13 protein-coding genes are annotated in these 13,867 nt (G+C 51.1%); 9 read left to right on the plus strand and 4 right to left on the minus strand.

Annotated features, from left to right (window positions below):
• From AC07NP_RS01730 to glmS, 4 genes are read right to left on the minus strand one after another with little or no spacing between them, the layout of a single operon-like run.
• A complete protein-coding gene (locus AC07NP_RS01730) occupies positions 1–1,242 on the minus strand; it encodes a methylaspartate ammonia-lyase (RefSeq protein WP_203358452.1) in 1,242 nt (413 codons plus the stop codon).
• On the minus strand, positions 1,242–2,687 hold the full coding sequence (locus AC07NP_RS01735; RefSeq protein ID WP_203358451.1) for a methylaspartate mutase subunit E: 1,446 nt from the start codon (positions 2,685–2,687) through the stop codon (positions 1,242–1,244). The genes AC07NP_RS01730 and AC07NP_RS01735 overlap by 1 nt, the downstream gene beginning before the upstream one ends.
• 18 nt (positions 2,688–2,705) lie before the next feature.
• Positions 2,706–4,094: a methylaspartate mutase accessory protein GlmL gene (gene glmL, locus AC07NP_RS01740; protein WP_203358450.1), complete on the minus strand. Its 1,389-nt coding sequence runs from the start codon at positions 4,092–4,094 to the stop codon at positions 2,706–2,708.
• Positions 4,094–4,543 carry a methylaspartate mutase subunit S gene (gene glmS, locus AC07NP_RS01745; protein WP_192611603.1) on the minus strand — a complete coding sequence of 150 codons (450 nt, stop codon included), beginning with the start codon at positions 4,541–4,543 and terminating at the stop codon, positions 4,094–4,096. Before glmS ends, glmL begins: the two co-directional genes overlap by 1 nt.
• Positions 4,544–6,152: 1,609 nt before the next feature.
• Between glmS and cydA the strand changes: the two genes are divergently transcribed.
• The 9 genes from cydA (at position 6,153) to tolB (ending at position 13,861) form a co-directional block, all read left to right on the plus strand.
• Positions 6,153–7,721: a cytochrome ubiquinol oxidase subunit I gene (gene cydA, locus AC07NP_RS01750; RefSeq protein WP_162383430.1), complete on the plus strand. Its 1,569-nt coding sequence runs from the start codon at positions 6,153–6,155 to the stop codon at positions 7,719–7,721.
• Between the two features lie 15 nt (positions 7,722–7,736).
• Positions 7,737–8,876: a cytochrome d ubiquinol oxidase subunit II gene (cydB, locus tag AC07NP_RS01755; RefSeq protein ID WP_203358449.1), complete on the plus strand. Its 1,140-nt coding sequence runs from the start codon at positions 7,737–7,739 to the stop codon at positions 8,874–8,876.
• Positions 8,877–8,890: 14 nt separating this feature from the next.
• A complete protein-coding gene (gene cydX, locus AC07NP_RS01760) occupies positions 8,891–9,004 on the plus strand; it encodes a cytochrome bd-I oxidase subunit CydX (RefSeq protein WP_071828905.1) in 114 nt (37 codons plus the stop codon).
• Entirely contained in the window at positions 9,004–9,297 is a 294-nt protein-coding gene (gene ybgE, locus AC07NP_RS01765; protein WP_203358448.1) for a cyd operon protein YbgE, read from the plus strand. Before cydX ends, ybgE begins: the two co-directional genes overlap by 1 nt.
• 274 nt (positions 9,298–9,571) lie before the next feature.
• Positions 9,572–9,976, plus strand: coding sequence for a tol-pal system-associated acyl-CoA thioesterase (gene ybgC / locus AC07NP_RS01770; protein WP_192611606.1), 405 nt, complete (start codon positions 9,572–9,574; stop codon positions 9,974–9,976).
• A complete protein-coding gene (tolQ, locus tag AC07NP_RS01775) occupies positions 9,973–10,665 on the plus strand; it encodes a Tol-Pal system protein TolQ (RefSeq protein WP_203358447.1) in 693 nt (230 codons plus the stop codon). Before ybgC ends, tolQ begins: the two co-directional genes overlap by 4 nt.
• A 3-nt stretch (positions 10,666–10,668) precedes the next feature.
• Positions 10,669–11,097 carry a colicin uptake protein TolR gene (tolR, locus tag AC07NP_RS01780; protein ID WP_192611607.1) on the plus strand — a complete coding sequence of 143 codons (429 nt, stop codon included), beginning with the start codon at positions 10,669–10,671 and terminating at the stop codon, positions 11,095–11,097.
• Positions 11,098–11,161: 64 nt separating this feature from the next.
• Complete coding sequence (gene tolA / locus AC07NP_RS01785) at positions 11,162–12,436, plus strand: cell envelope integrity protein TolA (protein WP_203358446.1); 1,275 nt, start codon at positions 11,162–11,164, stop codon at positions 12,434–12,436.
• A 132-nt stretch (positions 12,437–12,568) separates the two neighbouring features.
• Positions 12,569–13,861: a Tol-Pal system beta propeller repeat protein TolB gene (gene tolB, locus AC07NP_RS01790; RefSeq protein ID WP_192611609.1), complete on the plus strand. Its 1,293-nt coding sequence runs from the start codon at positions 12,569–12,571 to the stop codon at positions 13,859–13,861.
• The last annotated feature ends 6 nt before the right edge of the window (positions 13,862–13,867 follow it).

The following is a 13,867-nucleotide window of genomic DNA, read 5'->3' on the forward strand; positions in this document are numbered from 1 at the left end:
TTAATCCTTTGTCTGCAACAACGCGATGGTACGGTTCATTTCGTTGAACACGATATTGAGACCTTCATCGAAGCCCATACCCGGTTTGATCAGCATACGCATTGGGCGTGCGGCCAGTGCGACATGCACACAGGTGCGGGCGCTGATCTCGGTTTCGTTGCAGGTACCGCCCTGATAGGCTTCCATTCCGTGCTTGTTGCAGTACAGCACTGCATCAACGATGTTGTGAATACCGCCCAGATCCGGGGTTTTAATCTGCACCATGTGGCAGCTGCCTGCATCGGTGAAGTCCACGATATCCTGGTAGGTGTTACACCATTCGTCGGCCACAATTTTCACGCCGGAACCCAGACGGGTCAGCTCTTTGGTGATTTCGGTCAACAGACGGATCTGATCCGGTTTGTTACCCGCATCGACCGGACCTTCAATGTACAGCGGCAGGCCCTGTGCTTCTTGCTCCAGGCTAGCGATATACGCAGCGCAGCGTACCGGGTCCATATCGAAAATCAGGCCAATCGTGCCGTACACATCGATATGCAGCGTCGGGTGGTAGTTCGGGCTGGTACGCAGGCTCAGGATGCGGTCAGACAACCAGCGCACGTACTCACGCAGTTTTTCGCCTTCAAGACCCAGTTTCTCTTCGACGTTGTTGATCAGCGCATGAGGCAGAACATCAACACCTTTGAGGATCATTTTGTCGACGGCGATATAACGGTCGTCGCCGCTCTGACCAAATAAAGGAATCGCTTCCGGAACACATGGCAGCTGCCATTCGTCGCAAACGACTTCTGTTTTCAGGCGACCGGATGCCAGCGCGGTGGCGTCCAGCAGTGCCTGAGACAGACCGTAACGTACTGCGGTATGCAGCAGTTGGCCGTCAATGCGTAACTGGTCGAAGAAGCGGGCGTTCGGCAGGAACGCATCCACATCGCGGCCTTCCAGCAGCGGTTTAATGTGGTCATTCAGGAATGGAATGAAATTTTCCGCCAGGAACAGAGGGTCACGACCGCCCGCACCAGAGTACTGCACCGCAGCGCAGTCACCGACGGCGACTGTACCGTTTTCCAGAATCAGCTGTACGGAGACACACTCACCGGCCTGACGGACGGAAGTAAAGCCAGGCGTTACCGGATCGCCGGTGTAAATGAACCCATCATGACCTGCACCATCTTTGATCGCCTGCTGATCGTCAAAATAAAATGAGGAGTAGCCAGCGGTGAAAAGGGCCTGTTTAATTTTCATTATGGTCTTCCTATTAATTTGCTGTGGGATACGGCGTTAATGTCATCGATAACCATCTGGAAGGAAGGTTTACGTCCTTCGAAATTCGCACGCTCTGCGACGTAGTCGTGGTGCAGGGCGAGAATGTCTTTCGGCAGCGGAACCGCACCGGCTTCGAGGATACGAATAGCGCCTGAGTTATCGCGTACCGGCAGGATTTTGCCTGCGTTACAGGAGGCCGGCGCGAAAGGCACGTCCAGAACACCTGCTTCAAAGGCCAGCACTGTGCCGCGCGCTATGTCGCCGTTGCCCAGTTCGAAGACTTTTTTCAGCACAGCGCGGACTTCGCTCTTGATCAGATCCACTTCCTGTTCCACGGCAGCGCACTGCGGGAATTTCTGGTCGTAGACCATGTTGAGCATCTGGCGAGAGGCTTTAAGCCCTTGCGCGTTTGCCGCAGCTGTCGGGATACCCCATGCTTCGTGCGGGCTCTTGGTGATCACTTTAGTGGCACCGGACATACCTGCGACCGCTGCACCCCAGGAGATGATGGCGAACGCTTTGGATTCATCTTCCGGGAAGCCGCCCATCCACTGGTGGAATACCGTACTCAGTTCGTAATCGTCGAAACCATAATTCTGGAAGTATTCGTGGGACAGTTCGCGCAGGGCCTGAATCGCTGCGATATCCTGCGTCAGGCTACCCACCTGGCCGTAACCGACGGTAATCGATTTAACGCCCTGTTCCAGCGCCAGCAGGCCTTCGATAATCGCCACTGAGTGGGACATAAACGGCGGGATCAGGGTGCCGGTCAGCGGGCCGAACGGTTCACGGTTGATACGAATACCGTGTTCTTCATACATCCCCATCATGCGGTCGCAGTACTGCCAGTCGCGGATGGATTTTTCCAGCGTGACGCGCTTGGCGTAAGGGATGTTGTAGGAAATACCGCCGCCTTCATAGCTGGTGAATCCACTGGCCATGGAGATTTCACCCAGCAGACGCGCATCCGGCGTACCGTGACGAATCTGCAGTGGTTTTTCCAGCGTTTCGGTCAGACGACGGCAGGCTGCAACCCCGTGGTTAACAACCGGTAATCCGTTCAGTTTTGACGTACCCGCTTCAATGGATTTTTGAATCCCGATCGCCGCTTCTTCATAGCGATTCAAACGGGTATACGCATCGATAGTGGTCGGCAGAAGGTCGCACTCTTGCTGCAATGTTTTGAGCAGTTCAATGTGCTCATCCATTAACGCAACGCCCGCGCGCGGCTGACTCAGGGTTTTACCTTCCTGATCGGCTTTCAGCAGTGCGTGAGAAAAGCGTTTACTCTCTGGAATAGTCTGTTGGTATTTAACGCCATCTTCAAAATTTTCGACGTCCTTGCCGGTATGCCAGGTCTTGATAACCTCGGCGCGCTCGGTCATGAATTCATCATGGGTTAACTTTTTATTTCGGAGTTCCATTCTTTGTAGCCTTATGTTTTATAGGGTTAAACATTGAATGCTGGTGCGAGCAGCGGCTTGCGGGTACAACCTGGCAACGTTAGCCAGTAGTGGAAGCAGGCCATAGGAATCGCGGTAATATTCGAACTGGTTCGGCAACAGGATCCTTCTGCCGTCGTCATCCAGTTCCCGGTATTTAAGCCAGTTGTGAATATCGAACTGGCTGGCGCGTGAGAGCCATCCGCCAGAACCGACGATTTTGCGTACGGTGGTGAGATCGCGACCCATCTGTAAGTCGACGTTTCCCACGCAGGTACAGACCTGTTTTTTGGTTCCGGCGTGTCGCTCGGCGGCGTAACCTACACAGAGTCCCGCCAGCAGGGTGTCGAAGTATTTTTCTTCTTCGTTGTGCGGCAGGTAATCCGGGTGTGCCACCAGGTGACGCAGATAGCCATAAAAGGCTTCCTGACGTGCCGGTTGTTGCGCAAATACGACATTCACCATTTCCTGGGTACTTTCACCCACCACGACGGCAGAGACGCGCATACCCAGATCGCCTTCAACGGTACGCTTGACGAAAGGTTCCGGTACGCCATGCAGTACGGTGTCAGGGGAGAGCGTGTTGGCGCTGGCTGAGTAGACATCCGTCGTGGCGCCGCCCATGTCGATCAACATGAACTCTTTCCACGCGCTGTCGTAATCGCTTATCGCTTTCACCAGCTCAAAAACAGTCCAGGGCGTTGGCATCGGCTCTTCACCGGTCGCGTCCACAATGACGTCCAGTCCTTTGCCTTTCACGATGCGTGATAAAAACAGATCGCAAATGGCCTGACGGGCGGCATACGGATTTGGGTGATCGAGATCTGGCAGAATGTTGTCTACGATGGTCAGATCCTTCTGCGCCAAAATAGACTGTACTTCGTCCTGAATATCCCGGTTTCCGGCGTAAATAATGGCGCAGTTGACATTCGACTCAGCCAGCGCACGCGCATTTGCCAGGCCGTAGCTTTCTTCGCCACCATCCGTGCCGCCAGAAAACAGCAGGATGTCCGGCGGCGACGATTCCAGTGCCTGGATGTCATGCCGGTTGAGTTTGTACGAGTAATACTGCGCGATTTTTGCCCCCGCAGAGTGAGCGGTGACTTTCGCAGATTCCAGCGTAATAGACGGTACAAGCCCCATTGCGGCAACGGCGAGTCCACCTTTGGCCGATGAGGAATACTTCAACTGCACTTCACCACTTTTCAGTAACGGGCGAGCATCGGTAACATTTAGCACCTGATTCAGGCTGGCAAAAAAACCTTCTGCCAGATGATGCGTGGTGGTTGGCGTCAGGACGTGATTTACCAGGGTTAACGCGTCCCCTTCGTAATCGAAGAGGGCGGCCTTGGTCCACGTCGATCCGATATCGACAGAGACTGTTTGCATCAGATAGCCTCTTCGAGACAACGTTGTTCAACACCATTGCGCTGTTGAATATCATTGGTGATCAGTTGGCAGACATCTTCCAGATCGTGGCTTGGTGCGAAGACACGGTTAAAGCCCATATCTTTAAACTTCGCTTCTACCTCGGAGAAATCGTGCTTACCGACGACCAGGTTACCGCCGACATAGAGCAGAATTTCGCCGATGCCACGTTCGATGCAGCGCTCACGTAAACCGAGGCAGTCGATATCGCCGTGACCGTAAATAGATGACACCACAATTGCATCGGCACCGGTTTCGATCGCGGCGTCGATATATTCATCCTGGCTTACCATCACCCCCAGATTGATTACGCGAAAATCATGGTTAGTAAAAACGCGATCCAAAACTTTATTGCCTACCGCATGGCAGTCAGCACCAATGACGCCAATAACAAGTGTAGATTTTTTCATGAGTAATCCTCTGTAGGGCTGTTGGTAAAAAAGTAAGATTCGTTTTTAATATTTAGAACGCAGGTTGTCGTAACCTGTTAATAGCCCAGGAGTGTCTGTTTAAGCTAAAAATGAAGCAATTGATCTATTTTCAAAATATCCTTCTGAAAACGATTGTTTAGAATTTCGTTATTAAATAAAGTGTTTAATATCAGTGTGTTATGGTTGTTTTTTCAATGTGGTTTTTATTTAATTACAAAAACCATTAATTAACTCGGATGTCATCTTTGTGATCAAAATCTTATTTGAGGTGTATGAGATTATTTCGTTGCTTAAATATGAGTGAAGATGAAATTGTGAGGTGCATAACGGAATATAATACAATGAGACGTTAAGCGTTTTGATTGTTGTTAATAAAAGGATAAAAATGATAATAATTTGTTTTATCTGATTTGTGATCGATTATACTGTTTGTGGTAGCTGTCATTTTATATTTGCGAGCTATGTATCATTCTCCAATGATAATAATCACGTGAGATACTACTTAATGCTGTTTTCTGCGTGTGATCAAAGCAAATTTATCGTCGTCCGTTTTAAACGCGTTACGGCAATCGCTAATTGCCCTGCCATTTTTTAATCCACGGGAGACTTTCTCCGGCATCGATGTCGTCGGGCAGCTTTCCCATGGAAAGCGTCTCCCTTCGCCGCTTGAGGGTGACCTGCGCTGTGCATTAAAAATGGCGGAGGGTAGGGAAGAACGTCTCTTGCGACTGTATCGTCCTTCTGAAATCGGTCTGTGACGCTATGGCTCCTTTTGCCAGAGCGATAATCGGCCGTGTGGAAACACGTATGGATGGACAGATTTGTTCCGTCAGTGGAGGAGGGGAAGTGAAGTAGAGGCGTTTCTGCCTGCTCAGCCATGAGTGTTCAACCAATAACTTGCATGAATAGCAAGCAATCAGACAAAAGCGATACCGGGTGCAGATTTGTTGTTAACAGAATAATAACGGCTCAGTGTTAATTAAAATGAGCGCAAAAGTAAAATTATTGTGATTGTTTTTTGTAATGAATTTCCGTTATGGAAAATAACCGTCAATTGACTACGCTAAAAAGTTAAGTCCGGGAACGGGTTAATCCCACGGATACGTTAATTAAATTACGGTTTTTTTATGCGTACGCACCTATTAGGTAATCGCGCGTTTCAATTTCGATACATGCGTGTAACATTGAATTTACTGAAGTTACCAGCAATACACATTGTTAACAGGTTTTATGGATTTTGATATAAATCAAAGTTTAATACTTGGAAAAGCACGCTAAAACGCGATAAATTGTCCATGATCAAATTGGTGAAAAAGTGATAAGTTCGCTATAAATTGATCACTGTCGAAAAACGTAAATCTAACTCAATAAAAACCTGTTTATTGTAAGGATTTTGCGGCGTAATATAATTGCGGGATCAATTTGAGTTTTTTATTAACATGTTTGTAACCTTTCATCGTTGCTGTTTCCTCTCACGACAAAACAGTAACGAAGAAAGCGCGCAAATAAATTTGTATTGGGGCATGCGTGTGACCCTTTCTAACGGGGTTCACTCTCGGAGTCTTCATGCGATGAGCAAGGAGTCATGATGTTAGATATAGTCGAACTGTCGCGCTTACAGTTTGCCTTGACCGCGATGTACCACTTCCTGTTTGTGCCACTGACGCTCGGTATGGCGTTTTTGCTGGCCATTATGGAAACGGTCTACGTCCTTTCCGGCAAACAGATTTATAAAGATATGACCAAGTTCTGGGGCAAGTTGTTTGGGATCAACTTCGCTCTGGGTGTGGCAACCGGTCTGACCATGGAGTTCCAGTTCGGGACTAACTGGTCTTACTATTCTCACTATGTAGGGGATATCTTCGGTGCGCCGCTGGCGATCGAAGGTCTGATGGCCTTCTTCCTCGAATCTACCTTTGTAGGTCTGTTCTTCTTTGGTTGGGACCGTCTGGGTAAAGTCCAGCATATGTGCGTCACCTGGTTGGTGGCGTTGGGTTCAAACCTTTCCGCGTTGTGGATTCTGGTTGCGAACGGTTGGATGCAGAACCCAATTGCAGCGGATTTCAACTTTGAAACCATGCGCATGGAGATGCTGAGCTTCTCTGAGCTGGTGCTTAACCCGGTTGCACAGGTGAAATTTGTTCACACTGTCGCCTCTGGTTATGTTTGTGGCGCGATGTTCGTTCTGGGTATCAGCTCCTACTACATGCTGCGCGGCCGTGATTTCGCGTTCGCTAAACGCTCTTTTGCCATTGCTGCCAGCTTCGGTATGGCTGCCATTCTCTCTGTTATCGTTCTGGGTGATGAATCCGGTTACGAAATGGGTGATGTGCAGAAAACCAAACTCGCCGCTATTGAAGCAGAGTGGGAAACCCAGCCTGCACCGGCATCCTTTACGCTGTTCGGTATTCCGGACCAGGATGCGCAGGAAAACCATTTTGCGATTCAAATTCCTTACGCGCTGGGCATCATTGCCACCCGTTCTGTTGATACGCAGGTCATTGGTCTGAAAGACCTGATGGTGCAGCACGAAGAACGTATCCGTAACGGGATGAAAGCGTATCAGTTGCTGGAAGAACTGCGTGCTGGCTCAACCGATCAGGCCGTTCGTGACCAGTTCAACAGCATGAAGAAAGACCTGGGATATGGTCTGTTGCTGAAACGCTATACCGATAAGGTCACCGATGCGACCGAATCGCAAATTCAGCAGGCAACGAAAGATTCTATACCTCGCGTTGCTCCACTGTACTTTGCGTTCCGTATCATGGTGGCGTGCGGCATTCTGATGCTGGCGATTATCGCGGTCTCCTTCTGGACTGTTATTCGCAACCGTATCGGCGAGAAAAAATGGCTGCTGCGCACGGCGCTGTATGCAATTCCGCTGCCGTGGATTGCCATTGAGTCCGGTTGGTTCGTCGCTGAGTACGGTCGTCAACCGTGGGCAATTGGTGAAGTGTTACCGACAGCCGTGGCGAACTCTTCGCTGACTGCCGGCGATCTCATCTTCTCGATGCTGTTGATTTGCGGCCTGTACACCCTGTTCCTGGTGGCTGAACTGTACCTGATGTTCAAGTTCGCACGCCGTGGCCCGAGCAGCCTGAAAACCGGTCGTTATCACTACGAGCAGTCCACTGTGACTTCTCAGCCGGCACGCTAAGACAGGAGTCGTCAAATGATCGATTATGAAGTATTGCGTTTTATCTGGTGGCTGCTGGTTGGCATTCTGCTGATTGGTTTTGCGGTCACTGATGGCTTCGACATGGGGGTGGGCATGCTCACCCGTTTCCTCGGTCGTAATGATACCGAGCGTCGAATTATGATTAACTCCATCGCCCCACACTGGGACGGTAACCAGGTTTGGCTGATCACCGCGGGTGGCGCATTATTCGCTGCATGGCCGATGGTGTATGCCGCTGCGTTCTCCGGTTTCTATGTGGCGATGATCCTTGTACTGGCGTCATTGTTCTTCCGTCCGGTCGGTTTTGATTACCGCTCGAAGATCGAAGACATGCGCTGGCGCAACATGTGGGACTGGGGCATCTTCATCGGTAGCTTCGTTCCGCCGCTGGTAATTGGCGTGGCGTTCGGCAACCTGCTGCAAGGGGTTCCGTTCCACATGGATGAGTACATGCGTTTGTACTACACCGGTAACTTCTTCCAGTTGCTGAATCCGTTTGGTCTGCTGGCAGGTATCGTGAGCGTGGGGATGATCATTACTCAGGGCGCGACCTATCTGCAGATGCGTACCGTGGGTGAACTCCATCTGCGTGCACGTGCAACATCGCAGGTTGCGGCTCTGGTGACTCTGGTCTGCTTCGCTCTGGCGGGTGTCTGGGTGATATACGGTATTGACGGTTATGTTGTGACTTCCGCACTGGATCACCATGCCGCCTCTAACCCGATGATCAAAGAAGTGGCTCGAGAAGCTGGCGCATGGATGGTGAACTTTAACAATGCACCTATCCTGTGGTTGGTTCCGGCGCTCGGCGTGGTTCTGCCACTGTTGACCATCCTGACGTCTCGTATGGAGAAAGGGGCCTGGGCGTTCGTCTTCTCCTCACTGACGTTGGCCTGCATCATCCTGACCGCCGGTATTGCAATGTTCCCGTTTGTGATGCCGTCCAGCACGATGATGAACGCAAGTCTGACGATGTGGGATGCCACCTCCAGCCAGAGAACATTGAATCTGATGACCTGGGTTGCGGCGGTGTTTGTACCGATCATCCTGCTCTACACCGGCTGGTGTTACTGGAAGATGTTCGGTCGCATCACCAAAGAAGATATTGAACGCAACAGCCACTCTCTGTACTAAGTAAGGAGCTTAAAATGTGGTATTTCGCATGGATTTTGGGAACGCTTCTTGCCTGTGCATTTGGGATAATCACAGCGCTGGCGCTTGAGCACGTTGAAGCAGGCAAAGCCGGACAAGAAGAAAGCTGATGACCAACATTATCGCGATGTTATATGCGGTAATGGATAAGCGCCCCTTGCGGGCGCTTTCCTTTGTGCTGGCAATCGTGTTGGCTGGCTGCATATTCTGGGACCCATCACGCTTCGCAGCAAAAACCAGCGAGCTGGAAATCTGGCATGGTTTTCTGTTGATGTGGGCGGTCTGTGCAGGTGTGATTCACGGTGTGGGATTCCGTCCCCGCGCGGTTCACTGGCAGGGGCTTTTCTCGCCATTGATTGCCGATATTGTGCTTATCACCGGTCTGTTTTTCTTCTTCATTTGAATAAGAAACATCCTTAAATATTTATGGGCTTGCATAAGCCCATAATTTTTTACTCTCCCTTAACTTCCCCCCATTCCCAAGCCTCAATAGCGCGCGTATAGTAGCAACGTTTAAAATCTCTAACTTTTGTTGCATTACCGGGATGTAAAGTGAATACAACGCTATATACAACAGCATTCTCGATGCATCGTGGCGGCAAGTGCGCGAATCACCAGGCGCTGACTGGAGTCAGTGGCTGGAGTGAGTGGACAGAGCCAACAAAGAGGCAGCAGGAATGAATAAGTATATATTTCGATGGCCGGTTCGTGTCTACTATGAAGACACCGATGCCGGTGGTGTGGTTTACCACGCCAGTTACGTCGCTTTTTATGAAAGAGCACGCACAGAGATGCTGCGCCATCATCACTTCAGCCAACAGGTGTTGCTGGCTGAACGAGTCGCCTTTGTGGTTCGCAAAATGACCCTGGAATATTTTGCGCCAGCGCGACTTGACGATATGCTCGAAATCCAAACAGAAATTACGTCAATGCGTGGCACCTCTTTGGTATTCACGCAACGCATTGTCAACGCAGAGAACACTGTGCTGAATGAAGCAGAAGTTCTGATTGTTTGCGTTGATCCACTCAAAATGAAGCCTCGTGCGCTTCCCAAGTCTATTGTCGCGGAGTTTAAGCAGTGACTGACATGAATATCCTTGATTTGTTCCTGAAGGCAAGCCTTCTGGTTAAACTTATCATGTTGATTTTGATTGGTTTTTCGATCGCATCCTGGGCTATCATTATCCAGCGAACTCGTATTCTTAACGCGGCTGGGCGTGAAGCTGAAGCGTTCGAAGATAAATTCTGGTCCGGAATCGAACTGTCTCGCCTGTACCAGGAAAGTCAGGGGCGCCGTGATAGCCTGGCCGGTTCGGAGCAAATCTTTTACAGCGGGTTCAAAGAGTTTGTGCGACTGCATCGTGCGAACAATCATGCGCCAGAAGCGGTGGTTGAAGGGGCATCACGTGCGATGCGTATCTCGATGAACCGTGAACTGGAAACATTAGAGACGCATATTCCCTTCCTCGGTACGGTAGGGTCCATCAGTCCGTATATCGGTCTGTTTGGTACGGTCTGGGGGATTATGCACGCCTTTATCGCGCTGGGCGCGGTAAAACAGGCTACCCTGCAGATGGTTGCACCAGGTATCGCGGAAGCATTGATTGCAACGGCCATCGGTCTGTTTGCTGCTATTCCAGCCGTTATGGCCTACAACCGCCTGAATCAGCGCGTGAACAAACTGGAACTGAATTACGACAACTTTATGGAAGAGTTCACCGCGATCCTGCACCGCCAGGCATTTACCAGTAGCGAAAGCAACAAGGGGTAAGCCATGGCCAGAACGCGTGGACGAGGTCGTCGCGAACTTAAGTCCGAAATCAATATTGTACCGTTGCTCGACGTTCTGCTGGTGCTGTTGCTGATCTTTATGGCGACAGCGCCCATCATTACCCAGAGTGTGGAAGTCGATCTGCCGGATGCGACCGAGTCGCAGGCCGTTAGCAGCAATGACGAACCTCCGGTCATTATTGAAGTTTCCGGTATTGGGCAATACAGCGTGGTGGTTGAAAAAGATCGTATGGATCAGTTACCGCCAGAACAGGTTATTGCCGAGGCGAAGAGTCGCCTGGAGTCCAATCCGAAAACGGTCTTCTTAATCGGTGGCGCGAAAGATGTGCCTTACGATGAAATAATTAAAGCGCTGAACTTGTTACACAGTGCGGGCGTGAAATCGGTTGGCTTAATGACGCAGCCAATCTGAAGTCTGCGCCCCTCTGGCTTGCAATATAGCGAGTAACAGGCGAACAGTTTTTTGGGAACCGAGAGTGTCAAAGGCAACCGAACAAAACGACAAGCTCAAACGGGCGATAATTATTTCAGCGGTGCTGCATGTCATTTTATTTGCGGTACTGATCTGGAGTTCGTTCGATGAGCACATTGAGGCATCAGCAGGGGGCGGCGGTGGATCTTCCATTGACGCCGTCATGGTAGATCCTGGCGCTATTGTTCAACAGTACGATCGTCAGCAGCAGCAACAGGCGAGTGCGAAACGTGCTGAGCAACAGCGTGAAAAACAAGCGCAGCAGCAAGCCGAGGAGCTTCGTGAGAAACAGGCTGCTGAACAAGAGCGTTTGAAGCAACTTGAGAAAGAACGTTTAGCTGCGCAGGAAAAAGTGCGTGAGCAGACGGAGCAGCAAAAACAGGCTGAAGCCGCAGCGGCGAAAGCGCAGGAGCAACAGAAGCAGGCTGAGGAAGCGGCGGCGAAAGCAGCTGCCGACGCGAAGGCCAAGGCGGATGCTCAGGCGAAACAAGCCGCAGAAGCAGCGAAGAAAGCGGCCGCTGACGCACAGAAAAAAGCGGAGGCTGAAGCCGCCGCAAAAGCCGCTGCTGATGCGAAGAAAGTCGCCGAGGTGATGGCGGCTAAAGCTGCCGCTGATGCTGCGAAAAAAGCACAGGCAGAAGCTGCTAAGCAAGCACAGGCAGAGAAGGCTGCCGCGGAGAAAGCTGAAAAAGCAGCTGCTGCGAAAGCTGCCGCGGCTGAAAAAGCCGCAGCCGATAAGAAAGCGGCTGCAGAAAAAGCCGCAGCGGACAAAAAAGCCGCGGCTGAGAAGGCTGCCGCAGATAAAAAAGCGGCAGCCGATAAGAAAGCAGCAGCAGATAAAGCCGCTGCCGCTAAAAAAGCGGCGGCTGAAAAAGCTGCAGCAGCTTCCGGTGTCGACGATCTGCTGGGCGATTTAAGCTCTGGTAAGAATGCGCCGAAATCCGGCGGCGGGGCGAAAGGCAGCAATGCTTCCCCTGCCGGAAGTGGTAATACTAAAAATAATGGCGCATCAGGTGCGGATATCAGCAACTATGCCGGGCAGATTAAAACTGCCATTGAAAGTAAGTTTTATGACGCTTCGTCCTATGCAGGGAAAACCTGTACGCTGCGCATAAAACTGGCTTCCGACGGCATGTTACTGGATATTCAGTCTGAAGGTGGCGATCCCGCGCTTTGTCAGGCTGCGCTTGCAGCAGCTAAACTTGCGAAGATCCCGAAACCGCCAAGCCAGGCAGTATATGAAGTGTTCAAAAACGCACCATTGGACTTCAAACCGTAATCGCGATGTTGGCCGTCACATCGGTCAACATCAGACACCGGTTGTCGCTGGGTTCTGGTAGTTTTGTGTATTTGAGTTTGTTAACATTCTGCTAAATTATCGTGGGCTATCTGTCCAGATAAGGGAGATATGATGAAGCAGGCATTACGAGTAGCATTTGGTTTTCTCATACTGTGGGCGTCGGTTCTGCACGCTGAAGTCCGCATTGTGATCGACAGTGGTGTAGATTCCGGTCGTCCTATTGGCGTTGTTCCGTTCCAGTGGGCGGGGCCGGGCGCGGCTCCTGAAGATATCGGTGGTATCGTGGGCGCTGACCTGCGCAACAGCGGTAAATTTAATCCGCTAGACCGTTCTCGTCTGCCTCAGCAGCCGGGTACCGCTCAGGAAGTTCAGCCTGCGGCATGGTCTGCTCTGGGTATTGACGCTGTCGTGGTCGGCCAGGTAACGCCGAATCCGGACGGTTCTTACAACGTTGCGTATCAACTGGTTGATACCGGCGGTGCACCGGGTACCGTTCTGGCTCAGAACTCTTACAAAGTGAACAAGCAGTGGCTGCGTTATGCTGGTCATACTGCAAGTGACGAAGTGTTCGAAAAACTGACCGGTATTAAGGGCGCGTTCCGTACCCGTATCGCTTATGTGGTTCAGACCAATGGCGGTCAGTTCCCGTATGAACTGCGCGTATCGGACTACGATGGCTACAACCAGTTCGTGGTTCACCGTTCTCCGCAACCGTTGATGTCTCCGGCATGGTCTCCGGACGGTTCCAAACTGGCATACGTTACCTTTGAAAGCGGCCGTTCTGCGCTGGTCATCCAGACGCTGTCTAACGGTGCGGTTCGCCAGGTTGCCTCTTTCCCGCGTCACAACGGTGCGCCGGCATTCTCTCCGGACGGCAGCAAACTGGCGTTTGCTTTGTCTAAAACCGGTAGTCTGAACCTGTATGTAATGGACATTGGCTCTGGCCAGATCCGCCAGGTGACGGACGGTCGCAGCAACAACACTGAACCAACCTGGTTCCCGGACAGCCAGAATCTGGCATTTACCTCTGACCAGGCCGGTCGTCCGCAGGTGTATAAAGTCAATGTCAACGGCGGTGCTCCGCAACGTATTACCTGGGAAGGATCGCAAAACCAGGATTCTGATGTGAGCAGCGACGGTAAATTTATGGTAATGGTAAGCTCAAATAGTGGGCAACAACACATTGCCAAACAAGATCTGGTAGCGGGTGGCGTACAAGTTCTGTCGTCAACGTTCCTGGATGAAACGCCAAGTCTGGCACCTAACGGCACTATGGTAATCTACAGCTCTTCTCAGGGGATGGGATCCGTGCTGAATTTGGTTTCTACAGATGGGCGTTTCAAGGCGCGTCTTCCGGCAACTGATGGTCAGGTTAAATTCCCTGCCTGGTCGCCGTATCTGTGATAATAA

The sequence above is a fragment of the Citrobacter sp. GW821-FHT07H02 genome (assembly GCF_059418505.1).